Source organism: Photorhabdus stackebrandtii (assembly GCF_011189495.1).
Taxonomy (GTDB): Bacteria; Pseudomonadota; Gammaproteobacteria; order Enterobacterales; family Enterobacteriaceae; genus Photorhabdus; species Photorhabdus khanii.
Window position 1 is genome coordinate 1 of the sequence record NZ_PUJV01000010.1, and the last position, 24,768, is coordinate 24,768.

17 protein-coding genes, 1 tRNA gene and 2 pseudogenes are annotated in these 24,768 nt (G+C 42.2%); 9 read left to right on the forward strand and 11 right to left on the reverse strand.

Features of this window, described 5'->3' with window-relative positions; genetic code table 11:
* A pseudogene (locus C5470_RS10495) lies at positions 1-118 on the forward strand (IS630 family transposase); the annotation flags it as partial.
* Positions 119-601 carry an MFS transporter gene (locus C5470_RS10500; protein ID WP_166288597.1) on the forward strand — a complete coding sequence of 161 codons (483 nt, stop codon included), beginning with the start codon at positions 119-121 and terminating at the stop codon, positions 599-601. It begins immediately after the preceding pseudogene.
* A gap of 957 nt (positions 602-1,558) precedes the next feature.
* On the opposite strand, the gene C5470_RS10505 is transcribed toward C5470_RS10500, so the two are convergent.
* The gene (locus C5470_RS10505; RefSeq protein WP_166288600.1) at positions 1,559-2,743 is read right to left on the reverse strand and encodes an aminoacetone oxidase family FAD-binding enzyme; all 1,185 of its coding nucleotides are present in this window, start codon (positions 2,741-2,743) and stop codon (positions 1,559-1,561) included.
* Positions 2,744-3,042: 299 nt separating this feature from the next.
* On the opposite strand from C5470_RS10505, the gene pitA reads away from it, so the two are divergent.
* On the forward strand, positions 3,043-4,533 hold the full coding sequence (pitA, locus tag C5470_RS10510; RefSeq protein WP_166288603.1) for an inorganic phosphate transporter PitA: 1,491 nt from the start codon (positions 3,043-3,045) through the stop codon (positions 4,531-4,533).
* A 54-nt stretch (positions 4,534-4,587) separates the two neighbouring features.
* Here pitA and uspB read toward each other — a convergent pair whose 3' ends face one another.
* Positions 4,588-4,923, reverse strand: coding sequence for a universal stress protein UspB (uspB, locus tag C5470_RS10515; RefSeq protein ID WP_036846413.1), 336 nt, complete (start codon positions 4,921-4,923; stop codon positions 4,588-4,590).
* 424 nt (positions 4,924-5,347) lie between these two features.
* On the opposite strand from uspB, the gene uspA reads away from it, so the two are divergent.
* Both uspA and gdhA read left to right on the forward strand, forming a co-directional pair.
* Positions 5,348-5,779, forward strand: coding sequence for a universal stress protein UspA (gene uspA / locus C5470_RS10520; RefSeq protein ID WP_166288606.1), 432 nt, complete (start codon positions 5,348-5,350; stop codon positions 5,777-5,779).
* A 259-nt stretch (positions 5,780-6,038) separates the two neighbouring features.
* On the forward strand, positions 6,039-7,382 hold the full coding sequence (gene gdhA / locus C5470_RS10525; protein WP_166288609.1) for an NADP-specific glutamate dehydrogenase: 1,344 nt from the start codon (positions 6,039-6,041) through the stop codon (positions 7,380-7,382).
* 35 nt (positions 7,383-7,417) lie between these two features.
* Here the strand turns inward: gdhA and rsmJ are convergent, their stop codons facing one another.
* Entirely contained in the window at positions 7,418-8,161 is a 744-nt protein-coding gene (gene rsmJ / locus C5470_RS10530; protein ID WP_036846410.1) for a 16S rRNA (guanine(1516)-N(2))-methyltransferase RsmJ, read from the reverse strand.
* A 5-nt stretch (positions 8,162-8,166) separates the two neighbouring features.
* Positions 8,167-10,209, reverse strand: coding sequence for an oligopeptidase A (prlC, locus tag C5470_RS10535; RefSeq protein ID WP_166288612.1), 2,043 nt, complete (start codon positions 10,207-10,209; stop codon positions 8,167-8,169).
* Positions 10,210-10,441: 232 nt separating this feature from the next.
* Here prlC and C5470_RS10540 point away from each other — a divergent pair.
* Together C5470_RS10540 and C5470_RS10545 are read left to right on the forward strand one after the other, a co-directional pair.
* A tRNA-Sec gene (locus C5470_RS10540) sits at positions 10,442-10,536 on the forward strand.
* Positions 10,530-11,066 (forward strand): annotated as a pseudogene (locus tag C5470_RS10545) (tyrosine-type recombinase/integrase); the annotation flags it as partial. The gene C5470_RS10540 and the pseudogene C5470_RS10545, both read left to right, overlap by 7 nt.
* Before the next feature lie 349 nt (positions 11,067-11,415).
* Here C5470_RS10545 and C5470_RS10550 read toward each other — a convergent pair.
* Genes C5470_RS10550 through C5470_RS10560 form a run of 3 tightly spaced genes read right to left on the reverse strand, consistent with a single transcriptional unit; the run spans position 11,416 to position 14,391 of the window.
* Positions 11,416-13,353, reverse strand: a complete 1,938-nt coding sequence (locus C5470_RS10550) for an ATP-binding protein (protein ID WP_166288615.1) — start codon at positions 13,351-13,353, stop codon at positions 11,416-11,418.
* On the reverse strand, positions 13,340-13,840 hold the full coding sequence (locus C5470_RS10555; protein WP_166288618.1) for an ABC-three component system middle component 5: 501 nt from the start codon (positions 13,838-13,840) through the stop codon (positions 13,340-13,342). Before C5470_RS10555 ends, C5470_RS10550 begins: the two co-directional genes overlap by 14 nt.
* On the reverse strand, positions 13,834-14,391 hold the full coding sequence (locus C5470_RS10560) for an ABC-three component system protein (RefSeq protein ID WP_166288621.1): 558 nt from the start codon (positions 14,389-14,391) through the stop codon (positions 13,834-13,836). The genes C5470_RS10555 and C5470_RS10560 overlap by 7 nt, the downstream gene beginning before the upstream one ends.
* 945 nt (positions 14,392-15,336) lie before the next feature.
* Here C5470_RS10560 and C5470_RS23245 point away from each other — a divergent pair.
* Positions 15,337-15,468: a hypothetical protein gene (locus C5470_RS23245; protein ID WP_278249184.1), complete on the forward strand. Its 132-nt coding sequence runs from the start codon at positions 15,337-15,339 to the stop codon at positions 15,466-15,468.
* 113 nt (positions 15,469-15,581) lie between these two features.
* Complete coding sequence (locus C5470_RS10570; protein ID WP_166288624.1) at positions 15,582-16,007, forward strand: hypothetical protein; 426 nt, start codon at positions 15,582-15,584, stop codon at positions 16,005-16,007.
* A 588-nt stretch (positions 16,008-16,595) separates the two neighbouring features.
* On the opposite strand, the gene C5470_RS10575 is transcribed toward C5470_RS10570, so the two are convergent.
* The 4 genes from C5470_RS10575 to C5470_RS10590 form a co-directional block, all read right to left on the reverse strand.
* Positions 16,596-17,312 carry a M48 family metallopeptidase gene (locus C5470_RS10575; protein WP_166288627.1) on the reverse strand — a complete coding sequence of 239 codons (717 nt, stop codon included), beginning with the start codon at positions 17,310-17,312 and terminating at the stop codon, positions 16,596-16,598.
* The gene (locus tag C5470_RS10580) at positions 17,312-20,407 is read right to left on the reverse strand and encodes a type I restriction endonuclease subunit R (protein ID WP_166288630.1); all 3,096 of its coding nucleotides are present in this window, start codon (positions 20,405-20,407) and stop codon (positions 17,312-17,314) included. Before C5470_RS10580 ends, C5470_RS10575 begins: the two co-directional genes overlap by 1 nt.
* 178 nt (positions 20,408-20,585) lie before the next feature.
* On the reverse strand, positions 20,586-21,902 hold the full coding sequence (locus tag C5470_RS10585) for a restriction endonuclease subunit S (protein WP_166288633.1): 1,317 nt from the start codon (positions 21,900-21,902) through the stop codon (positions 20,586-20,588).
* A gap of 20 nt (positions 21,903-21,922) precedes the next feature.
* Complete coding sequence (locus tag C5470_RS10590) at positions 21,923-24,337, reverse strand: type I restriction-modification system subunit M (protein WP_166288636.1); 2,415 nt, start codon at positions 24,335-24,337, stop codon at positions 21,923-21,925.
* Positions 24,338-24,768 lie beyond the last annotated feature (431 nt).

The following is a 24,768-nucleotide window of genomic DNA, read 5'->3' on the forward strand; positions in this document are numbered from 1 at the left end:
CTTGTTCAAACAGGCAATACATCGCTTTTTTACGGAAATATTACCGGAACTGGCCGGGAACTTGTCGTGCCGTATTAATGACAACTTCCAGGTTCTGAATCCTGCATCTTCAAGTTAAGTGGGTATAAATTCTACTGCCATAGAGCGTTTCTCACTCATACAGCAATTAAAAAGCAAACCGGATTTATATTTACTTGTTTCGGCCTATACTTTGTCAAACTTAGCCTTTTTTCTTAGCAATGATATGCTTGGTATCTTCTTCGAGAAGATTGGACAAAGTGAAAGTAGCATAGGCTACATAATTTCACTTCTCGGCGTCGGTGGCATAGTAGGGACGCGAATTTCTGGCTTGTTACTGAAAAAGTTGTCAGCTAAGAATCTCCTGTTATTCTCCGTTATGGTTAACTTTGTGGCCTTTTGGGGATTTGGTTTTTTAGACGCAAAAACAAATCATTATGCTACATACTATTTATTAATTTTCTTGGTTGGTACGGCTTCTGGTGTGACATTTTTCGCAATCAGATACGGTGTAAGAAATATTATTGGTTTTGAACATGTAGGGAAAGCTACAGGAGGTATACAGAAAATTTCATCTATATAATGGCAATTTTGATGCCAATTATTGGGGGGTACACTGCAAAACTTATTTCTATCGAATTTATTTTCAAATTAACAAGTATCCTGCTTGCAGTGATATTTCTGTATTTTTTATTTAAAAAGTATAAATTAACTGAGAAGAGGAATACGTATGTATAAGCCATTTCATTTTATGTTAACTGTAGAGGTTAACCAGTTAGTCTGATCTGTCGTGAGTCCTTAGGGTAAGTTTCATTAGCTCTTCCGTGACGTTCACAATGCGATCTCTTTCATTATAGGTTATACCATCAAACTCGGCCCTGGCTTTAGGTGCCTTTTCTCAATACTGATTGTTCAGAGGTTGCGCCTGATGCTCAGACGAGGGGTGATAAACACTCAAAAAGTTTTGATTGTTGTGTAAGAACGTCAGAAGCCTACAAATAGATGGAGCGATTTAAGCTGCGTTTTTCACATTGTACATAAAGAACAATGCACTATATCCAAGATACATAGAACCACATCTCAAGGCAGCATTGACTGATACGTTAGTGGTGTGTCTGCTTGGTCCTCTCTAGGTCGGCAAAACAACTTTGGTGCCTGCGTGGGTTTACCTAACTTGAACACTTTCGGTGGGTTCCTGCTTCAATGGACGGCCTGACTACCCCTTCCTCCACAGAAAGGTAAACACCCTTTCTAAAGGGCGTCTTAATTCAGCTCAAACTCACATTGAGGTTGACACAAAACTGGCTCCCAGATACAGAGAATTTAAACTGAGGTAGTAATCATTCTTAAATGCATTTTTTGTTATAGAAAACATACTGAAATCTGATGCCAGACAGCTGCGTATACAATTACATATGACTGTAAGAAAGTTTCAGTACAGTTCGATTTTGAGGCGAAGATGTATTGACATGCCCAGAATTTTCTTCTCAGTTAGCCGCTAACACTTTATTAACGAATAATCCTAAACTCCTCACAAAAGTCACAACGCTTGCGCACACGCCCAAGCGGAACTCCATGCCCACTGGAAATTGTAGCCACCAAGCCAGCCGGTGACGTCTACTACTTCACCGATAAAGTAGAGTCCTTTTACCTGATTAGCTTCCATTGTTTTGGATGAAAGCTGATGAGTATCCACGCCGCCCATAGTAACCTCAGCAGTACGATATCCTTCAGTACCGTTGGGTTGTACTTGCCATGACTGGAGGTTTGTCGCTAATTGCTTTTGCTGGACGGAATTCAACTGCTTAAGAGAAACATCCGGGAGTTGACCGAGTGTTTGCAGACATTCTGTCAGCCTCTTCGGTAATAATTTTGCCAAAGTATTTTTTACACTTTGGTTCGGGTGAGAACTCTGTTCTTTCTCCAGAAACGTTTCCAGATCAATATCTGGAAGTAAGTTAATACTCACAAACTTTCCCGGCTGCCAATAACTGGAAATTTGTAAGATTGCCGGGCCAGAAAGTCCCCTGTGGGTAAACAGGATATTTTCTTTGAACAGCGTGCCATTTTCGGCGGTGACAGTGGCGGGAACGGATACACCGGAAAGCACATGAAGTTGCTCCAGTAGTGGTTTATGCAGAGTAAAAGGTACGAGAGTGGCGCGGGTTGGCAAGACTTTTAGACCGAACTGTTCTGCAATCCGATAACCAAAAGGGGTTGCGCCAAGACCCGGCATAGATAACCCACCGGAAGCGATGACAAGTGAGCGTGTACTTACTTCCTTTCCGTTAACGGTGATAACGAAACCTAACTCCTTTTTTTCTACGTGGCTAACTTCGCTACGCAGACGAATAGTGACCTGACCAGCCTCACACTCTTTCAACAACATATCAACTATCTGCTGGGCTGAATCGTCGCAAAAAAGCTGTCCCAGGGTTTTTTCGTGATAAGCAATGCCATGACGTTGAACCAGCTCAATAAAATCCCACTGTGTATAACGGGCCAAGGCAGATTTGCAGAAATGGGGATTAGCGGAAAGATAGGTTGATGGCTCTGTGTACATATTAGTAAAGTTACAACGCCCACCGCCGGACATCAAAATCTTACGCCCAGCTTTTTTACCATTGTCCAGGACCAGCACCCGTAAATCGTGTTGCCCGGCTTGAGCTGCGCAAAACAGACCGGCTGCACCGGCACCAACAATAACTACATCAAATCTTTCCACTGTTTCTCTCTTTATAACCGAATAATTTAGCGGGAACTTCCCTTAAAGTGTTGCGTTTTTGATAATTTTGAGGAAAAAATCCCCTGTATGACCTGAATTTGTCAGGTAAATTTATTTTTTGTCTTAAAATTGTCAATTTTTTAAAAGGTATGCAATTTTATGATATATAAGGAATATTTCCATTTCTTATTGTTATCTGGTTGTCATGAAATCAAAAAAAGTTCATATTTCACTTTCCCCGCTAGCATTTGTCACTGATAATGCGCCGCGTTCATGTCCAACTAACTGGCTTAACGTTTATGCTACATCTTTTTACTGGCCTGGATTTTCACACCAGCCTAATGTTAGTACTGGCACTGCTGTTTGTGCTGTTTTATGAAGCTATTAATGGCTTTCATGATACCGCGAATGCGGTAGCAACAGTTATTTATACCCGTGCTATGCGAGCACAATTCGCAGTTGTCATGGCTGGGGTATTTAACTTTTTCGGTGTTCTTCTTGGTGGATTAAGTGTTGCCTACGCGATTGTACATTTACTCCCTACCGATCTTCTGCTCAATGTCAGCTCTGCTCATGGTCTTGCCATGGTGTTTTCCATGCTGCTGGCTGCCATTGTCTGGAATCTTGGCACCTGGTTTTTCGGCTTACCTGCATCCAGTTCTCATACCCTGATTGGTTCCATTATTGGTATTGGCTTGACCAATGCCATCGTGACCAGTTCTTCTGTGGTTGATGCGCTGAATGTGCCGAAGATGATACAGATTTTCCTGTCGTTAATCCTCTCTCCTTTAATTGGATTGATCATCGCTGGGGCAATCGTGTTTCTGCTGCGTCGTTACTGGAGTAGCACCAAGAAACGCAAACGTATTCATCTGACACCTGCTGAACGTGAAAAGAAAGATGGTAAGCGTAAGCCACCTTTCTGGACGCGTACTGCGCTGATTTTGTCTGCGGTAGGAGTAAGTTTCTCTCATGGGGCAAATGATGGTCAGAAAGGCATCGGTTTAATTATGCTGGTGTTGATCGGCGTAGCTCCGGCGGGATTTGTCGTAAACATGAATGCTAATGGCTATGACATTGCCCGTACTTACGATGCTGTTACTCACCTGCAACAATATTATCAGCAGCATGGTTCGGCGTTATCTCATGCCATTGAGCTGACGCCATTGATCGCTGTTGCTGAAGATGAATTGGAAGGGCGATTCCATTGTGACAGCACTCGCGCTGTAGCTGTTCTTAATCAGACAGAAAGCATATTGAAGGGCATTCAGAGCTACAGCGAATTGAGTCCTGAACAGCGTAACAATATGCGTCGCATGTTGATGTGTATTGCTGATACTGCGGAATCTGTGGCTAAACTGCCGGAAACCAGTGCTGAGGATGCCCGTTTCCTGAATAAGCTGCGCAAAGATTTACTGCACACTGTTGAGTATGCACCTGTCTGGATCATCATAGCCGTGGCACTGGCACTGTCTTTGGGAACCATGGTTGGTTGGAAACGTGTTGCAGTGACTATCGGTGAGAAGATTGGTAAGAAAGGTATGACTTACGCACAGGGTGTTTCAGCTCAGATGACAGCGGCTGTTTCAATTGGTGTGGCGAGTTATACCGGGATGCCGGTTTCGACTACACAGGTTCTTTCCTCTGCGGTAGCGGGGACGATGTTGGTTGATGGTGGTGGTGTTCAGGGTAAAACAATCAAGAACATCATGTTGGCCTGGATACTGACGTTACCAGTTTCAATCGGGTTATCCGGTATTTTCTACTGGTTCGCTTTGAAACTGATTTAATTGTTTTGACGAATAATTTGAAGGCGGTATGGGTTAACTATACCGCCTTTCGTTTTAATACCAAATCAACATAGAAATCAGACAAACAACAACTAATCCACTCAACGCGCTCGTCAGAATAAATTGCCTTCTCAGCCGTTCACAGCGAAGCACCACTTCTGGATCATGATGAGCAAGGTAACGTTGCGAATTGATATAGTGCACGAGCCTTATCTGCTTATTGAGCTGTCCATGAGCAGTAAAAAAACCGTTACCGTCTACTGATTGATAAAGCAAGGGATCGGACTGGCGAAGAATAGACAACAATGCCCGCAGTGAAGAGAAGTAGCGCATCATATTCATAATGCAGACAAGACACAGCGCCCAAAACAGTGCAATTGAACTGAACATAATCCCCTCCTTAGAATGGTTAGCCAAAGCTGTCACAAAAGGAAAAAAATCAAAATTGCAGGCGGTGACGCCTTATATTTATTGTAGGAAAGATAGTCAGATAGTACAAAAAACCCTTCTACATAGTTTAAATTTGTTCAGAGCTTAGAATGGCGGTTAATCCTTGTCGGTTGTTCATGCAAATATATTGGGTTTTAAGAAAAGCCATAACTCCAGAACTTGATTTTGTTATTCATCAAGTGGCAGGAATAGCCATTGTGGTATATGTTGTTTGGTGGATGTTCTTTGCTGGATAGCCAAATGCGATGAGCTGTGATCGAAACAGCATTTTAAGGGCATTCATAAGTAGTTATAGTAATAGACACAGGATAGTGGCAATTTGCCCTGCCAACTCATTAATCGGCATTATGGAAGGAGTTCGCTTATGGCTTATAAACATATTCTTGTTGCGGTTGATTTATCCCCGGAAAGTCAGGTATTGGTACAAAAAGCCATTTCCATGGCAAAGCCGTACAATGCTAATGTTTCCTTGATTCATGTTGATGTTAACTATTCCGATCTCTATACCGGTTTGATTGATGTTAATCTCGGTGATATGCAGCAACGCATTACTGACGAGACTCGTAATGCGTTGAAAGAGCTCTCTGCAAATACAGATTATGACATTCAGGAAACCTTGAGTGGTAGCGGTGATCTGGCTCAGGTATTGGTTGATGCGATTAAGAAATATGACATAGATCTGGTTGTTTGTGGTCATCATCAGGATTTTTGGAGCAAACTGATGTCCTCTGCGCGTCAGCTGATTAACACTGTTCATGTTGATATGCTGATCGTTCCTCTGCGTGACGATGAATAGCCATAAACTGAAAATTTATTCGATAAAATCGCCTGCTTATGCAGGCGTTTTTTTTGATGAAATGAGGTGTTGTTTGGTTTATGTCCGATGCAATCAAGAAATTTTTTTTACCTTTCTGCGAAAAAACTTCTTGAAAGATGAATATAGAACAGTGATATATTCAAAGGGCAAACGCAACTTACCTCACATTTTCGACAAAAATAATAATTAGGAAATTGCTGAGGAGACATTACAACCAAAGTAGAAATAAGGAATAACTATGAGCTGTTTACTATCTTTGTCTTCATTTCTTGGATCGATTCAACTCAGGGATGAATATCAACCAGAATATCTTCAGGCTGTCCGGGAAGTATTCACCTCTCTTTGGCCGTTCCTTGAACAAAACCCGAAATACCGTGAACAAAGCTTGCTGGAGCGTATGGTCGAGCCGGAAAGGGTTATTCAGTTTCGAGTTTGCTGGGTAGATGATCAAGGTAAGGTTCAGGTAAACCGTGCATGGCGGGTGCAGTTCAACTCAGCCATTGGTCCGTATAAAGGTGGTATGCGTTTTCATCCATCGGTGAATCTCTCTATTCTGAAATTCCTTGGCTTTGAACAGACCTTGAAAAATGCGCTGACAACCTTACCGATGGGGGGTGGTAAAGGGGGCTCAGATTTTGATCCCAAAGGAAAAAGTCAGGGCGAAGTGATGCGTTTTTGTCAGGCATTAATGACAGAATTGTACCGCCATCTGGGACCCGATACCGATGTTCCTGCGGGGGATATTGGTGTGGGTGGCCGTGAAGTGGCTTTTATGTCAGGGATGATGAAAAAACTCTCTAATAACACCGCTTGTGTATTTACTGGTAAAGGTCTCTCTTTCGGTGGCAGTTTGATTCGCCCGGAAGCAACCGGTTATGGTCTGGTTTACTTCACCAATGCCATGCTGAAACGTCATGGTATGAGTTTTGATGGTATGCGGGTGTCGGTTTCTGGTGCTGGTAACGTCGCACAGTATACTATTGAGAAATGTATGGCGCTGGGGGCGAAAGTGGTTACCGCTTCTGATTCCGGTGGCACAGTGGTTGATGAAGAAGGTTTCACGCTGGAGAAACTGGCTCACCTTGAAGAGATTAAAAACCAGCACTATGGCCGGGTGGAAGAATATGCCAAAGAGCGGGGGCTGACTTTCCTGAAAGGGTTACAACCCTGGTCTGTGCCAGTTGATATCGCTTTGCCATGCGCTACCCAGAACGAGTTGGATTTAGATGCAGCTAAGGTCCTGATTAAGAATGGCGTTAAAGCCGTAGCTGAGGGCGCGAATATGCCCGCAACCATTTCAGCGACTGAAGCTTTTATTGAAGCAGGTGTGCTATTCGCACCGGGTAAAGCAGCCAACGCGGGTGGCGTGGCAACGTCTGGTTTGGAAATGGCGCAAAACGCAGCACGTTTAGGCTGGAAGGCTGAGAAAGTGGATGCACGTTTGCATCACATCATGCTGGATATTCATCACGCCTGTGTTGAATATGGTGGCGAGAGCAAACAGACCAATTATGTTCAGGGTGCGAATATTGCCGGATTTGTAAAAGTTGCTGACGCTATGCTCTCTCAGGGTATCTTGTAAATTAACGTGATCAGCCGCATATTGCGGCTGATGTTTTAACAAGGATAGATATCAAAACGGTGGTTTTTTGTGGTAATAGCTGCTGATGCAGCTACTCCAGCTAAGGGTTCTGCATAATCAGGTCGCTTTACCACGACACGGCGTTTTGCCAGAGCTTGTGCAGGGGATAGCAAATTATCAGCATCTTCATCAGCACCAACCAGAGACTGAAACACCCGCATCTCTTTCTTCACTAATGCACTTTTCTGCTTATGTGGATACATAGGATCAAGATAAACCACATCGGGCTGTGGTGTAATATCGGTCAGCGCTGTGATGCTGGAGGCATGGAGCAATGTCATGCGTTCTTTCAGCCAGCTGCCGATTTCTTCATCCTGGTAACCACGTTGAAGCCCATCATCTAGTAATGCCGCGACCACAGGATGGCGTTCCAGCATTCTGACATGACAACCCAGTGATGCCAGTACAAAGGCATCGCGTCCCAGACCTGCGGTAGCATCCACAACGGTTGGCAGATAATCTTTTTTGATCCCTACAGCCTTAGCAACCGCTTCACCTCGTCCGCCACCAAAGCGGCGGCGATGTGCCATTGTGCCTGATACAAAATCCACATAGATGCCGCCCAGTTTGGGCTCATCCCTTTTGCGGAGTTCGAGGTGTTGAGGTGTAAGAACCAATGCCATGACAGCGCTTTCGTCATGTACCAGTTGCCAGCGCTCTGCCAGTTGAGATAAGGCGCTGCTATCAGCGCCTTGTTCACAGATTAAACAGATACCCACCCTGATTATCCCTTGATACCAGAACTACGCAGCATGGCATCCAGTTTGGGTTCACGGCCACGGAAACGTTTGAACAATTCCATTGGATCTTCAGAACCACCACGGGACAGAAGGTTATCAAGGAAAGATTGGCCGGTTTCGCGGTTGAAAATCCCTTCTTCTTCGAAGCGTGAGAAGGCATCAGCTGCCAGCACTTCAGCCCACAGATAGCTGTAGTAACCTGCGGCATAACCACCGGAGAAGATATGACTGAATGAATGTGGGAAACGGGCCCATTTAGGTGAAGGTACTACGGAAACCAATTTTTTCACTTTCTTCAGGGTTTGCATAATCTGAGCACCTTTCGCCGGATCATACTCAACATGCAGGCGGAAATCGAACTGACCAAACTCAAGCTGACGCAGCATAGCCATTGCAGCTTGATAGTTTTTCGCGGCTAAAAGATTATCCAGCATAGATTGCGGCAGAGGCTCTTTAGTTTCATAGTGACCAGAAATAAATGCCAGTGCTTCTGGTTTCCAGCACCAATTTTCCATGAACTGGCTTGGCATCTCAACCGCATCCCATGGCACGCCATTAGTACCGGAGACAGCAGCAGTTTCAATCTGAGTCAGCATCAGGTGCAGACAGTGACCGAACTCGTGGAACAGCGTGTTCACTTCATTGTGGGTGAACAGAGCGGGTTTATCACCAACAGGTTTGTTGAAGTTACAGTTCAGATAAGCGACAGGCTTTTGCAGTTCGCCGTTGGAATGGCGCATCTTGCTGATACATTCATCCATCCAGGCACCGCCTCGTTTATGTTCGCGCGCATAAAGATCCATATAGAAACTGCCGTGCAGCTCATTTTTATCATCATATAGATCGAAGAAACGGACATCCGGGTGCCAGGTTTCTATATCATGGCGCTCTTTGGCTGTAATGCCATAGATACGGCGAATAACTTCAAATAGCCCTTCAACAGCCCGTTGCTCAGGGAAATAAGGACGTAACTGTTCGTCATTAATAGAAAACTTATGCTGTTTTTGTTTTTCGGCATAATAAGCCATATCCCAAGCTTCCAGCTCGTAGGCGCAATGATGCCATTTCGCAAAACATTTTAACTCATCTACTTCTTCTTCACCTTGTGGATGAGCGCGTTTTGTCAAATCATTCAGAAAATCCAAAACTTCCTTAGGGGTTTTTGCCATTTTGGTTGCAAGAGATTGTTCAGCATAATTTTTGAAACCAAGCAATTGGGCTTGCTCATGACGTAGTGCAAGGAGTTCAGCCATCACTTCACTGTTATCCCATTTACCGGCATTTGGGCCTTGATCAGAAGCACGAGTTTGATAAGCGTGATAAATTTCCCGACGCAATTCACGGTCTTCTGCATAAGTGATAACTGGCTGATAACTTGGCGCTTCCAAAGTCAGCAGCCAGCCTTTTTTTCCTCTCGCTTCTGCCTGAGCTTTAGCTGCGGCAATCGCACTTTCAGGCAGACCAGACAGATCTTCTACATCAGTAATTAACTTGGTCCAGCCCATAGTGGCATCAAGCACATTATTGCTGAATTGAGAACTTAAATCTGACAAACGTGCACTAATCTCGCCATAACGTTTCTGTTTCGCCTCAGGCAGACCGATACCTGACAGTTTAAAATCGCGCAGTGAATTTTCGACAGCTTTGCGTTGAGGTTGAGAGAGTTTCTCAAACTCAGCACTCTCACGTAATGACTTATACGCTTGATATAGGCCCTTGTGTTGACCTAACCAGGTACTGAATTCAGACAGCAATGGTAAACTTTCTTCGTAGACTGCACGCAGCTCCGGACTGTTTTTAACCGAATTCAAATGATTGACTGGTGACCATGCACGTGACTGTTTATCATTTGCTTCAGCCAGTGGCTGACACAGATTGTCCCAGGTAAAAATGGTATTCTCGGCCAGGATTTTTTCGACGGTTTGGCGGTAATTTGCAATGACTTCTTTTACAGCAGGAACAACATGTTCTGGTTTAATAGAAGAAAATTTTGGTAAACCTGATGGAACGAGTAACGGATTAGTCATATAGGGTCCTGTTTGTGCTTGGGATACATTGTTGAATGAGCAGTGTATCGTAATGGGTATCGGCTAATAAGATGTAGGTAAAATTCGGCAAACTCAACGCGAATATTGAGTTTTTTAACAACAAAATTTAATGCTTTTTAGGAAATTGATGAATTGTTTCCACAGATCGATTCAGAAGCCTTACAGTACGCGCTATAATCGGCATATTTTCATAATTCTTTCGTATTGATAGGGAAGATCATCGTCCCCGGTGGGGCGGCTGGACTTCAAATCCAGATGAGGCCGCCAGCGGTCTCTGGCAGGTTCGACTCCTGTGATCTTCCGCCAAGTCTAAAGACAAGCCTTATAAGCTCTCCGATAGTGGCAGGCTTTATCTTGAAGTGATGACCAGCGGTTCGCGCTACTGGCGAATGAAGTACCGTTACGCCGGTAAAGAAAAGCGCCTAGCTTTTGGCGTTTACCCAGAGGTTTCACTCGCTGAAGCGTAGGAAAAGCGTGAAGCAGCAAAGAAAGTGCTGGTAGCGGGAAGCGACTCTGGCGAGGTCAAGAAAGCAGGGAAAATCACCCATAAGCTCAGCTTTGAAAACACTTTCTAAGCTATTGTCCGTGAGTGGCATCAACAAAAAGCCGACCGCTGGTCTCCACGTTATCGCGACGAGATTATCGATACTTTCGAGAAGGGTATCTTTCCCTTCATTGTGGCAAACGCCCTATTGCCGAAATTAAACCAATGGAATTGCTTGAGGCTTTGCGCCGAATGGTAAAAGCTTGGTGCATTAGAGAAGATGCGTAAGGTGCGCTGTGATGAAGTCTTTCGCTACGCCATTGCCACTGGCCGTACTGAGTACAATTCTGCATGTAACTCTACCTAGATTGAGACACAACTTGCTCATGTGGATAGGAATGCTATTCGTGGGACTTACAATCATGTTCAGTATCTGGAAGGGAGGCGGGAGATGATGCAGTAATGGAAATGCGCAAGAAGGGGTAAGGTGATAAAGAGTGACTCGAGCTCGATCTTCAGCACCAGCAGAACATCAATGGACATCAACTGACGTCTTTTTTGTGCCTAAAATCCGTGTCACACAAGGCTTTCAGCTATTTTCTATTCAACTGAAGTTAATTTACATAAAGTCAGCTGTTAGTAAAGCAAAGTATCAACAATAGATGCAATGTCATGCACCTAAATACATGACATTTGTTGTTTCAGCCTAAAAGATCTTTATCAATTCCTGTGTAGTTAACATTCAGAGACCTATCCTCAGGATTGAAATAACGACCTACTATCAAGTTCGTATTATCGTACTCTGGATTGATTTCCGATGTTGCATAAATCAATTGAAAATCATGTGTGTAGTTTTCCGCTTCTTCAATAATAATTTTTTGTAAATTATGGCTTCTCTCTTTCTCCATACCGCCATCATCTATACCATCAAGCATTAAAAAACGAGGCATGCGCATATATGATTTATCAAGACTTGCAGTCAACAGTGACAGATGAAAAATATGTCTAAGAACAACAGCAGAGCTTTCAGAGAAATTTTTTGAACCGTTAACATAAACTTCATTATCTACAAAGCTGAAATTTACTTGACCAGGAGAAATAAACTCAGTCTGCAAAGGAAGATCTAACTTTAACAATCTAATCATAATATTACTTATTGTTTCAGCTACATTAGATTTTCTGTTTCTCTCTTTGTTTTGCAATGTTTCTATTAATGAGTTAAGTCTCTCTTTTTCCGATTGCAAGGAATCTCTATTAGCCTGTAACTCTGAAATTACTTCATTTAATTTTTTGGTTTCATAAGCCTGATTGATCTCCTCCTCAAGACCACCCTGCTCTCGAGTAAGCTCTTCAAACTCAATCTCAAAGGCATTTTCCCATACCTCAGAAATTGATTCATACTCACTAACCAGTCTTTGTATATTTTTCTTGAGTGAGGGAGACAACAGTTTAAGTTTTTGAAGTTGCTCTATATTGTGCTCCATCAAAAACTTGGACTCTTTTAATTGTACTGATATTTCATTTCTCATCCTTAATAGTTGTGGAGCATCTTGCCCTTCAGGGATATGGCTTTTACATAAGCCACATCCGTGTTCTTCTGAACTTGTTAATTCGCTTAAACAACTCGGGCAGAATCGAAATTGTACGTTACTGAAATATTCACGAGCAACTCTAGACTTACCAAGTCCTCGGTATCGTTCCTCTAGTTCATTGATGAACATCTCAGAATCAGCAATTTCCATCTCTAAAGCTTGAATCTGGTCGCTATTTTCTAGTTCTTCAGCCTTAGCCTTGTTTAATTTACTACGAATATCAGCAGTTTTATCTCGATCAGCTTTTTTATTATTTCCCTCAGAAACTGACCGGCCTTTCAAGTTATTTAACTTTATATACAACTCACTTCTTTTATCTTCAAGTTCTTTTATTTTATCATCAATGAAATGAATATTTTCTGACTGACCAGATCTACCTAAGACCGTAAATATACTTCTTAACTCAGCTGATTTTGTAGCTAATTCAGCATCAACTTGTTTGTATCTAATTAATGAGCTATATAGGGTATCATCAAATATACCGCATAAATAATCACCAACTGTTTCTCTGGTCAATGCTTTATCAAAACTATCAATTCTGAATATTGGGCTATGCACAGAGGGTTGGTCTGCGTAAAGAACGCGCAATATTTGATGCATTGTTAATATTGATGCTCCTTCACCCTGCGCCAAAGGCATATCCATAGCATTTAAAATAACCTGGGAAAAACTTAAAGATTTTTCTGAACGTTTAAATGGATATGTTTCCCATTGCAAGGGGGAGGACTGTAGAACTTGTTCCATAGTTCCCCAAAAAATACTCAAAGGTCGTTGAGATTCTTTGGTTATTTCCCTTTTGAGACATGCTGGTTTATTATTTAATGAAATTTCTGTTAATGTTGAAGTACAAACTAATGCCTGAGGTTTCCATCTAATATTCTCAGCACCAATAGAAAAAGCCAATAAATCCATAATGGTCGTCTTACCAGAACTATTTCTCCCTCTGATAATATTCACACCCTTATGAAAATCACAGCTAAAAGCTTCATGCCCATGCTGAAAAACCTTCAATTTTCTCACTGAAAAGGTTGGACTAAGAAAAGTCATACCGATACTCCATTAAACTTGTTCTGTGTTTTAAACCATCTTTCCCTGTGAGATGGAATTTTGACAACTTATCAAGTATAAAGTTGTGAATGTCTTCTTTTTCGTTTAAAAACTCTCTCATGGATAACAATAACTCATCAGGAATTTCTTTGTCAGTTCTTTTTATAATTCCTTTTTCAAGCGCACCAATCTCAATTAGCCCTGTTGCAGCTAAACATCTTATAGCTGCCAATTGAATTTGATGCATATCATGAAAGGTTGAGATATAACTAATGGGATCATGATAATAATTAGAATATTTTTTTGCCACTGTCTTCATAGCTCTATAATTATGCGGCATTCTAATTTTAGATATTAATGATGGAAATATTAGATAAAAATCCAATATCCTCGCCTTATCAACTTCAACAACATCAATATGATCGATCAGTGCTATCATGCGAAACAAGCAGTGATACGCATCATATGCTGGATGATAAATTAACATTTATCCCACCTTATGTGGCAATTACCACCAAGAAAAAAGAGCAAGCTAAGTAAGTCTTTCGCTGTAATCTCTAATAAATTTTCTCCAAGCGAGGAATAGAGATCATCAATAATTTCACTTATTTTCTCATCAACGGTAACTCTATCTTTAGAGTCTTGTATCAAAGGAGTGACCTTCATTATAAAGTCAAAGTGAATCTGGTCCAAAATTATTACAAAAATTCGCTGAGCCGTTTTAGAAGTCTGCCTCCGCATAATCGCTTTAGCTGCCTTCTCTTTCATTTGTTTAGCAATGAACAGCAAATCAGCTCTGTTACTCTCGGTTAATTTCTCATCCAACCCCCTAACATCTATATCGGGCTGTAATGACATGTAATGATTGAGTTCATCGCAAATGTTTGAACTTGCGTCACCGACTCCTTCTCTTTTTAACCGTTCGTAAAGTGCCTGAATTTCCTTGTTGGTACCTCTGGGTGCATGTTGGTGAATAGTTTGGTCACGACCAACAATGCTACCATTTTGCACTTGGTTGCCTGATTGCTCGATAGACACATCAATTTCCTCTTAATGCGATCGATTCTGATCCCGACCAACGATGCTTCCCCTTGACACTTTATTGCCTATTTGGGTCACTTCATTGTTGTTAACATTTGAAGTTGAGCTATCAACATTCTTACGTGACGTAAACACTATGCGAAGTGACCATCCTGATCCTAAGCCAACTAAAAACGTAATGATGTGAGTAATCCAGTCCATTCCGATATCCTTGCTGTCAAAATTATGCTTCACATACTAGTTGCAATGATACATATCTACAACTCCCAGATATCAACTACTTACTGAATATTGATCACATATCTTCAAATATTCTTGCCGAGTTATACTTCTTATCAAAAGGAACCACATTCATTTTTGGGAATCTTTTCTCCAATCATATCCCAGATTACAGTAACCTGATGACCAGTTTTAATCTTCTGGCAAAGGGGTAACAGCTATGTCATACAACAGGGAGTGTTGATCATATTAATGGATAATGTCCTATCCGGTTACAGTGATAATCTTGCCTTGCAGAGTCTCCTAGGATATTACTGATTCTAATAACTGAAAGAATATAGCTAAAGGACCTCTGTACTGTGGTCCTTTTTTGTTTTAAAGGGGAAGAGTGTGAATATGTAATGTCCTTATAATTACACTTTCATCTTATTAAATAATGAAATTATTCATAGGATTATATACTGTAAGATATAATTATGTTTTCATTGAAATAGATAACGTAAATGAGACAATTAGTGAGAAAGATAAAATTAATTTATTGAGCTACAAAGTTATAAAGTTCGTGCTATTAATCACGATTTTTCCCATACTACATAGACTATTTTCAATGAATGTGTGTTTAATGGTAACTATATTGTGATGTAATTGGTAGAATAAAAGGAATATGTATGTCTTATTTTTTTAGACACAGTGGTTAATATTGAGGGAAATAGGAAGTTGAGAATGCCTCAAATTGAAGAATATATCAAAATTAGAGACTACTTTAGTCAACCATATAATAAAGGAGCGTTAGTAGTGCTACCTACAGGTACAGGGAAAAGAGGTCTAATTTCTATTGCACCATATGGAGTATAAAATAAAAGAGTTATTATAACTCCTGGGCTTGTTAGAGATCGAGACAATAAAAAATTGCTAAAATCAATAGATGCAATATCGGGGATACTTGAAGAAGTTAAGAGGATGATACGATGAGCGGCTCATTAAAAATAAACGAGATTATAGAAAGAATGGTAGCATTTTGTTTAGTGAGAGGTGTTCAACCTGATGAGCTCATAACTGCTATTTTTGAGAGTGAATACGATAGTATTGAAACCATTAAGAAATTTAATGATATTCATATGATTATCACCTATAAAGAAAATATAGATAACGAAATGAATATTATTAAAATGGAATATGTATATAAAGAAAATAAACAATTACAGAGGGTAGAGCAAAAGATAAACTCGGGAGCTTATAAAGTTCAATGGGATAGAATGGAGAAACTAGAATCTATTATTAATGAGCTTATAGAGGTTATCGGGGCAGATAAAAAAATATTAGCAGATATTAAAGAAAAAATTCCGGTTGAGTTTCGAAGTATTGTTTACCCTAAGCTAAAACTTGTTTGTTAAATATGTGCTAATGAGGAGGGAAAGAGGATCCAAAAATTGTAATAAAAATGAGGGCAAACCCATTAGTCGAGGACAAAATTTACTATTTATTTTCTTCTGCCAATGAGGAGCAGGTTCAGAGGAGCCCTTTATCATTCCGAAAGCCATCATGATGCCTTAATGTTAAAAAAACGCCTCGTAACACCCGGTGATATTTGCCGGGTTTACTGAATAACGTTTCAAGATAGTAGACGGCTCAATTGTGAAAAGTCACCAAAGAGACTGAGTTATACCGATCATAGTATCTTGTTTCTATATCACAAGAAAAATTGTTTTCAGAATTAATCGTTCAATAATAGCGATACATTATATCAGCTAAAAAAATGAAAATTGACAGTCAACATTAATACCCTGAATTTGATTCTTGTTCCCGCACCAGCATTGGGGGATAGGGTTCATAGTGAACCTTTCAGGTTTAATAGTTTATTGTTTACAAATATATTCATAGTATTGCCTCTGCTGTTATGGCGCACTGATGTAGAATTTGTCCGATAGCTGCTCCTTAGATTGGATAGAAACAGATCGTCGGTAATATTAAGCTGTGATGTCTTAATATTCCCAACTATCAAAAGCCAGTGGCATATTATTGAGCAAATTCCGATGTTCACGCCAATTAGGTATTAGCCGATTCATATGAGCACGGAAATGATCGTTATGATGTCGCTCCAGAAGGTGTACCAGCTCATGTACTAAGATGTATTCAAGGCATTCGGGCGGTTTCTTGGCCAACTCAAGGTTAAGCCAAATGCGCTTGGTTTCTGTGTTACAGGTTCCCCATTTTGTTTTCATTTTTTTTACTCCCCAATTGGGAAGTGGAACCCCCACTCGTGGCACCCATTGTGTTAACAGCTTTTCTATCCGAATTTTGATTTCTTGACGGTAGAATTCAGACAACACTAATGCTTTTTTCTCTAAAGTGGTTCCTGGGTTCACATACATTAACATTTTGTTATTTCCTGCCATGTTAATTTCATGGCGGCCAATACGTTCCTGTATACGTAATCTGTATCGACGACCCCATAGATAGTGAGATTCACCGCCAACCATTTCCCGCTCGGATTGTCTGGGCTGGTTAAGAAAATGACGTTGTTGTTTTTTAATCCAGGGGATACGCGAAATCACCGCCATACGTATGGCGGTTTCTGTCATATGCTCAGGCGCGGATACGCGTACCCGCCCATCCGGGGGTAATACACTGATATGCAGATTTTTAATTGCTTTGCGATTTAACTGTAAATTGAACGGTCCAATCTGCATGGTTGGCATTAATGGTAATCCTTTTGTGCTTTAGCTAGCTCCATAATGCTAGGTATATCAACATTATAGCTAGCTGTTTCTTCGCGAACGGCATTGGCGATCTCACGTTCTTTAAAACGATCTCCCACCCAATCTGCTTTTTTGGTGTAACGAATCGTGCTGTCTATTTTGGTTGCCAGAACTTCATCCTGACCAAAGTTATCGTAAAAGGCTCGCTTTGCTTGTGTATCCATTGAGGGAGGATAAGAAGCCCTGTTACTTTGCCCCGGGCGAACCACCTGTTTTGCAAGCTCCATGATGTATTGGAGGTACACTTTGTAATCAATGGCCTGTTGCCGACGCAGCGTGATCAGCTCGTTTAGCAATACTGACATTCTGTCGTAGTATTTGGGGTTAACCGCGTTTTCATCAACGATGGTTCTGCGCACGTTGTTCTCGATGGTTTCGGCCATCGACTCTTGATTGTTACGAATATCCTCAGGTAGCTCATCCAGCGCATCAGCGCCTTTCTCAACAATCAGTTCAATCAGACTCAACTCTTCAAAGTCCATCAGCACCTTACTATCATCTGCGCGAATATACATATCAAGCAGATGGCGCATAGCAGGCTCAAAGCGCTTCATATCTAGCAGATCACCACTGGCCAGTTTCACCTCACTGCGCACTTTTTCATAATGCAACACCTCTGCCCGTACTTTCTCAATATTTGCGACAGAGTAGCCTGCATCGGGCATTTCATTGGCGATATTGGCAAAGGCCCGTAGCAATCTGGCGACATGTTGGTACAGCGTCAGTCGTAACGCTTCCTTCTCGGTTAATTCACTCTGATTAAGGCCTGATTCACCGCAGAAATAATGGATATAGTCTTGCGTATGGCGTGGCTCTTTCACCGGTTCGCATAGGCTTCGGACCATTTCCAGTGCATTTTCCAGATCAAGCCTTGCTTGCTCCAGTCGGTCCTTGAGTAATCCGGCTACATCTTCTTTGTCATAGCCGTCAAAAGCCCCGGCGGTATAATCGGTGATAGCTTTATCCAGTGAACGGAACAGGTCTTTGTAGTCAATGATATAGCCGTATTCTTTATCATCACCATCCAGACGGTTAACGCGACATATAGCCTGGAACAGGTTGTGATCGGCCATTTTTTTGTCGATATACAAATAAGTGGCTGGAGGTGCATCAAAACCGGTGAGCAGTTTCTCCACTACGATCAGCAAGCGCATTTGGCCGGGTTCATCAATAAAACGTTTTTTAACTTCCTTTTCAAACTCTTCAACCCGGCTGGCGGCTTCGTTCTCGTTTTGCTCGAAATAGTCAGCCAACATTTTGCGATAGATATCGTATTTAAAGAGTTTTTCCGTCAGGCCTGCGCCAGTTTCTTCGCCTTTTATACTGGATGGTGTCGGCTGAAAACTGGTGACAATGGCCACTTTGCCAGATAGATCGCTTCTGCTGAACATTTCATAAGCTTTGCAGGCTTGATAAACACTGGAACACACAAACAGGGCATTGCCCCGGCCATCCATTAGTCTGGGACGAGTATCCATGTCCAGCAGAATATCGTTAACGATTTGCTCTAAGCGTGATTTGCTGGATAGGAGTTTCTGCATTGAACCCCATTTTTGCTTCAGTTGGGTTTTAGCCAGATTCGACAAACCACTGGTTTTGGCTTCGAACCAGTCATCGACTTTTTTCTGCGAGGTGATGTGCTGGTCAATATCCCGTGCTTCATAGCGCAGATCTAAAACCACTCCGTCGGCAACTGCCTCATCGAATTTATAGGTATGAATATAAGGTCCAAATACTTCCACTGACTTTTTCTTATCTTTTTTCATCAGTGGCGTACCGGTAAAACCGATAAACATGGACTCTGGAAGAATGGATTTCATCGCCTCGTGTAATTTGCCCGATTGGGTACGATGACATTCATCTACAAAAACAAATAAGTCACCCTTCGGGCGAAATTCTTTAGTGAGAGATTGTTTTAACTCGGCAATAAATGCTTCTGTTGCTGCACTGTCTTCAGACTCACTGCGGCGGCCAAATTTATGCACCAGTGAGCAGACCAGCCAGGGATTAGGCTGATTCAGTGTAGCAATCAAGTCAGCGCCACTTTTGGTGCGATAGATCTCTTCTTCAACACCGGTAAATACTTTTTCGATTTGTTCATCCAGCTCAGTACGATCGGTGATGATCAATACTCTGGAGTTTTGCATGTTTTCCCGGATCCATTTAGCCAGCCAGACCATCGTCAGGCTTTTGCCTGACCCCTGAGTATGCCAGATAATGCCTCCTTCGCGCCGGGCAATGTGCTGTTTTGCTGACTGAATACCAAGATATTGATTGTGCCGGCAGATTTTCTTCACCCCGGAATCAAACACAATAAAGTCGTGAATAATTTGCAGGAAACGTGATTTATTGCAGATACAACTTAAATGAAAATCCAGCTTGGATGGATAGGGATTTTCTATATCCTCTTTCCATTCAAGATAGTATTTCTCTGGTGTTTCAATGGTGCCGTAACGTAATCCTTGAGTGTCATTACCAGCCATAGCAAGCTGTATAGTGGTAAAGAAATTGCGGATAAAATCTTTTTTCTGATTATCCAGGTTTTGGTGAATGCCCTCACTCAGATTTACCGAGGAACGCTTTAGCTCCAGCACACCCAGCGCGATACCGTTGACGTAAATCACGGTATCCGGACGTTTTTTATTCTCGCCGTTGACCGAAACTTCTTCTGCAATGGCAAAATCGTTGGCTTGCGGATTCTGCCAGTCGATAAGCCAGACAGTTTGATTTTGCTCTCCGGCACCTTCTTTGTCTTTTACACCGTAACGCAGTAAGCGATAGACATCCTTATTGGCGTAATAAAGCTTCTTACCTTCTCCCAGGGCAGCAGCGATATCCAACTGACGGATGGTTTTGGTGATTAAAGCATTACTGACACCGCGTTTTTTTAGCCATTTGGTCAGCAGGTCAATATCGATATTTTTATTGTTATCTCTGTCCTGCCAATTCCCCAAATAGCGGTAACCAAGATCGCGCTGGAAAAAACCTATAAGCCGATCCTGTGTTGCCTTTTCACGCTGGCCTACCAATGACATACCGCTCTCCTTTACGTTGTGTGCTTAATCCTTCATTAACTTGAAACTAACCTGGTAACGATAAAAATCAATATTATTCGCCACGCTTAATGTGCGGCGCAGGCGTATATCATCCTCCAGTGTAATGATCACGCCTTTTACTTTTGATCGGCCTCTGCCAGTTCATCTTTGACGTAGGCTAATTCCTTTGCTGCGTTGGCTTAACCAGACGTGTTTTACCCGTCAGCAGTTCCTGCATCATTCCCTGTTTAATCTGGCGGGTTTTATCCAGACGTTGCCGCAAGGATTGAATTTCCTCGTCCATATCGGAAAGAATAGTAGCTATGGAGGTTTGTTCTTGTAATAAAGGTATTGCTAACTGAAATTCTTTGACTGTTTTCCAGTCAGATCTTGGCATATGTGTGCCATATGCTTCTGAAGCAACCTCTATAAATCGCTCAGTTTGTACCGTTTGAAAAATGAACTCAGACGTCGATTTTTGAGGGGCAGCCTTTAGCACCCAGATTTCGGTTGAGCAAACCCCATCTTGTGTAGCCTTCCAATATTTTTTTAAATAAGCTCTAAGTTTCCCGAAAAGAATATCGTCTTTGGTAAAGATGTTTTTTATAGATGATGAAATAGTAGTTTCTGTTGAACCTGCTATTTCTCCTGTACCTTGTTCTATGTGTTCAAGTTCAATGCAATAATCCTCAGCGCCATTTATTTTTGGATTAATTCTGTTATTTTTCAGCATTGCAATAGATGAGAAATTTACAACCTCCCAATCTTCGGGTAGTTCTCCGAGTTCACTTGTTTTATAGCCCTTAGCCGTACCATCCTCGCGCAAAGCAAATTGTGGCAAACGGGTTTTACCAGTCAACAGTTGCTGCATAGTGGCGGTTTTGATGGCTTGTTTTTTGGCGATCAGTTTTTCTAGTTCATTGAGCAGGGAATCGACATCGGATAGAGCATTGGCGATAGCGGTTTGTTCTTCTAATGGAGGAAAGGGTACAATTAATTTTCTAATTATCGTTAGATTTAAGCCACCACGTCCGCCATCACCTGTTGAAAGGCTTCTTAGTTCTTCATATCTATTATCTAAGTTGTAGAACAAGTATTCAGTGCAATACTCGCTACTAGGGAAAATTGCGGCTATTGATTGGTTTGTACACAATGATATTCTGTTAATTGCAACAGTTCCTCGTGTTTTCCCTTGCCCAGCTAGCCCTATTAGAACGGAATCTTTGGGTACATATTTTGTACTTGAATTTGAAAGGCCTTCGTCAGTTATTCGTTCTGCAACGTCAAAAACTTGTTTAAAGTGTAACTCGCCTGAACTCATCCATGGATGCGAGCCTCCCCAGTAAGATGAGATTTTTGTACTGGGAGTGCCACCAGCAGTACAATCAGTAAACTGTTCGATACTTCTAACTTCCCAACCTTCAGGAATCATCCCTACTTCTGTTTGTTTATAACCAACAGGAACATCTTGCTTCGGTGCGTTTTGCACATTCATTTCCACAACCTGTAACGCTATCACCACGTCAGCCCCATTGTTTTGAGATGCTTGGCGACTTTGCTACTTAGTGTCTCAACAGATTGTGTTAATTCTGGAAGTGGTTCGGCATAGCGCTCTTCCAACTCTTTAACCCGGTTAGCTAACTGTTGGATAATATGCTCAATTTCGGCTTTGATATTGGCTTGCAGTGTCGCCAGCCATTTATCTTGTACGACTAACATCTTGATTTCGTCGTTTGTCAAAGTGGGGTAATGTTTAGCCACGGTGATATCCAGCTTGTCCTGTGCTTCTTTGAGCACTTTTTTTGCATCGGCTTCCTGCTCAAACAGAGATTTAGCCTGTTTAAGCACAGCTTTTTCTTCTTGATCGTTGGTCATTTTCAAGCGAGCGGTAACGCTGGCTTTTGTCACTTTATCTTTATCGTTCAGAGCATCATTCAGTAAGCCGTCATCACCGGAGTGCTCTTCGATAAAGCTTTCTAGTTCTTGTGTGGCGGTATCCATATCCGCTTGAAGTTGGTTGATGTGGTTCTGCTGTTGCTGGAAGTAATGAGTGACAATCAACGCTGGTGGAATAAGTTCTGCTTTATATTTAGTTTTATTGATAACCAAATCTGGGGTTTCCTTCAGCTTTTCACCTTTCTTCGTCATCAGTTCACGCAGCACTTTACCTGCACACCAGCCATCCTGTATCAGCACATAGATATCGTCTTGCATGGTATCTGCCCAGTAGTCCATCAGAATCTGATAGACATTGTATTTGTCCAGCAGATCGGTATTGGCGTACTTTTCCAGCAGCACTTCAGAGGTTTCATCAATCAACTGCTTGGGATTATCGCCCCTGCGGATCTCCTGCAATGCAATTTGAGCGATCCAGGATTTGAAAGGCAGCAGGCTGCGGGCAGCGAAATCTTTAAACTCCTGATGTTCCAGAATGGTCGATTTGATCTTATTGGCAGCGATCAGCGCCTGACTATAGCCTTCGCGGGCATCGCTAAACAAAGTGGCGCGGATGCTTGGGAATACCTGCCAGTAATGTTGTAGCGCATCAATATCACGGTTTGGTATTCCACCTTGCAGATGGGCACTGAGATCGTGCAAATCTTCCGGTTCGCTGGAATCGATATAACGCGGAATATTCAGGTTATAATCGTTATCAGCAATCTCGTTCAGAGGCACCATGCGGCTAAAACGTGGCAATTTTCGCTGGTGATTGAAGACATCCACAATTTTGTGAATGTCCTGACTACGCAGACGGTTTTTGTTGCCATCCTTCATAAAGCCTTTACTGGCATCAATCATAAAGATGCTTTTGCGACTGTGCGCATGCTCTTTATCAATCACGATGATGCAGGCTGGGATGCCGGTACCGTAGAACAGGTTGGCAGGCAAGCCAATGATGCCTTTGATATAGCCCTGCTTAAGCAGGTTTTCGCGGATACGGGCTTCTGCGTTACCACGGAACAGCACGCCATGAGGCAAAATAACCGCGCCCTTACCAGTGCTTTTCAAACTTTTAATGATATGCAGTAAAAAGGTGTAGTCGCCGTTCTTCTCCGGTGGAATTCCCCAGGTAAAACGGTCAAATTCATCTTCTTTCGGGTTAATCCCACTGGTCCAATTTTTGTTGGAGAAAGGCGGGTTAGCTACCGCAAAGTCAAAGGTCTTGAGTTTACCGTTGGCGTCTTTCCACTGTGGATCGCTGATGGTGTTGCCCTTCCAGATTTTTGCGGTGGCATTGTCATGTAGAATCATGTTCATGCGCGCCAAAGCACTGGTGGCGTTATCCATCTCCTGACCGAAGATCGACAATCCGCGGGGTGCTTCATCGCTGGCTTTTAACAACAGAGAACCAGAACCACAGGTGGGATCGTAGACCGTTGCATCCTGAGGTGTGTTGGCATTGATGCCAAGAACTTTGGCCAGAATACGCGAGACTTCTGCCGGAGTGTAAAATTGTCCTTTGCTTTTCCCTGATTCTGTAGCGAAGTGGCGCATCAAATATTCATAAGCATCGCCCAGTAGATCGTCGCCGTCTGCACGGTTGGCTGAAAGGTCGAGACCTTCAAAAATCCCGATCAGCTTAGACAGGCGATCGATTTTTTCCTTATCTTTGCCAAGCCGGTCTTCATCGTTGAAGTCCGCAACATCAATAACACCTTTCAGATCGTTTTCTTCGGCGAGTGCATTGATAATTTTGTTAATCTTATCGCCAACCTCTTTGTCGCCCTTCAGTGCCACCATATCGTCAAAGCTTGCTCCCTTCGGCACTACAATCATGCCGTAGGGGTTGCCTTTGTATTTGTCAGAGACATATTTCATGAACAGCAGGGTGAGTACGTAGTCTTTGTACTGGCTGGCATCCATACCGCCACGCAGTTCATCACAGGAGGCCCAAAGGGAGGAATAGAGTTCAGACTTTTTGATTGCCATTGTTGTGTCCGTTAAATTGCATATCTTACTGAATTATTTGCCAAAGCTTTGGCGTACGTAGGTCTACTCCTTTGCAAAAGTCTTTCTACGGTGTACTGATCACGAGGGCTTCTTGCAAGGGTGAGTTTGATGCTGTTGTAGATTCCTTGTTCGCTTATATTGCACCTGATAATACAGGCGTGATAGATAATCTAGCTAAATTAGATAAAAAGAGGCTGGATATCAAGAAGTGTCTATGCATAGGGTTGAAGAGAGGAGAATGTTTCGTTATGTCACCTGCCTTGGGGATAGGAGAACTATTTGTAAAGTCGTTCTAAATGGCTGCGTCAAATAATAGATCATTTGAGGGAACTCAATCCGGTTTGAGCGATCTAATCAACGGCTAAAAAGAAAACATCAACCCAATCGGACTGAGTTATGCCAATCATAGC

Excerpts from the sequence above, each read along its gene's own strand:
- prlC (WP_166288612.1), bottom strand. The coding sequence starts at position 10,209 with ATGACTAATCCGTTACTCGTTCCATCAGGTTTACCAAAATTTTCTTCT.
- C5470_RS10555 (WP_166288618.1), bottom strand. The coding sequence starts at position 13,840 with ATGTTAATTTATCATCCAGCATATGATGCGTATCACTGCTTGTTTCGC.
- C5470_RS10550 (WP_166288615.1), bottom strand. The coding sequence starts at position 13,353 with ATGACTTTTCTTAGTCCAACCTTTTCAGTGAGAAAATTGAAGGTTTTT.
- C5470_RS10585 (WP_166288633.1), bottom strand. The coding sequence starts at position 21,902 with ATGAATGTGCAAAACGCACCGAAGCAAGATGTTCCTGTTGGTTATAAA.
- gdhA (WP_166288609.1), top strand. The coding sequence starts at position 6,039 with ATGAGCTGTTTACTATCTTTGTCTTCATTTCTTGGATCGATTCAACTC.
- C5470_RS10570 (WP_166288624.1), top strand. The coding sequence starts at position 15,582 with ATGAGCGGCTCATTAAAAATAAACGAGATTATAGAAAGAATGGTAGCA.
- uspA (WP_166288606.1), top strand. The coding sequence starts at position 5,348 with ATGGCTTATAAACATATTCTTGTTGCGGTTGATTTATCCCCGGAAAGT.
- pitA (WP_166288603.1), top strand. The coding sequence starts at position 3,043 with ATGCTACATCTTTTTACTGGCCTGGATTTTCACACCAGCCTAATGTTA.
- C5470_RS10575 (WP_166288627.1), bottom strand. The coding sequence starts at position 17,312 with ATGCCAACCATGCAGATTGGACCGTTCAATTTACAGTTAAATCGCAAA.
- C5470_RS23245 (WP_278249184.1), top strand. The coding sequence starts at position 15,337 with ATGCCTCAAATTGAAGAATATATCAAAATTAGAGACTACTTTAGTCAA.
- C5470_RS10580 (WP_166288630.1), bottom strand. The coding sequence starts at position 20,407 with ATGTCATTGGTAGGCCAGCGTGAAAAGGCAACACAGGATCGGCTTATA.
- C5470_RS10590 (WP_166288636.1), bottom strand. The coding sequence starts at position 24,337 with ATGGCAATCAAAAAGTCTGAACTCTATTCCTCCCTTTGGGCCTCCTGT.
- uspB (WP_036846413.1), bottom strand. The coding sequence starts at position 4,923 with ATGTTCAGTTCAATTGCACTGTTTTGGGCGCTGTGTCTTGTCTGCATT.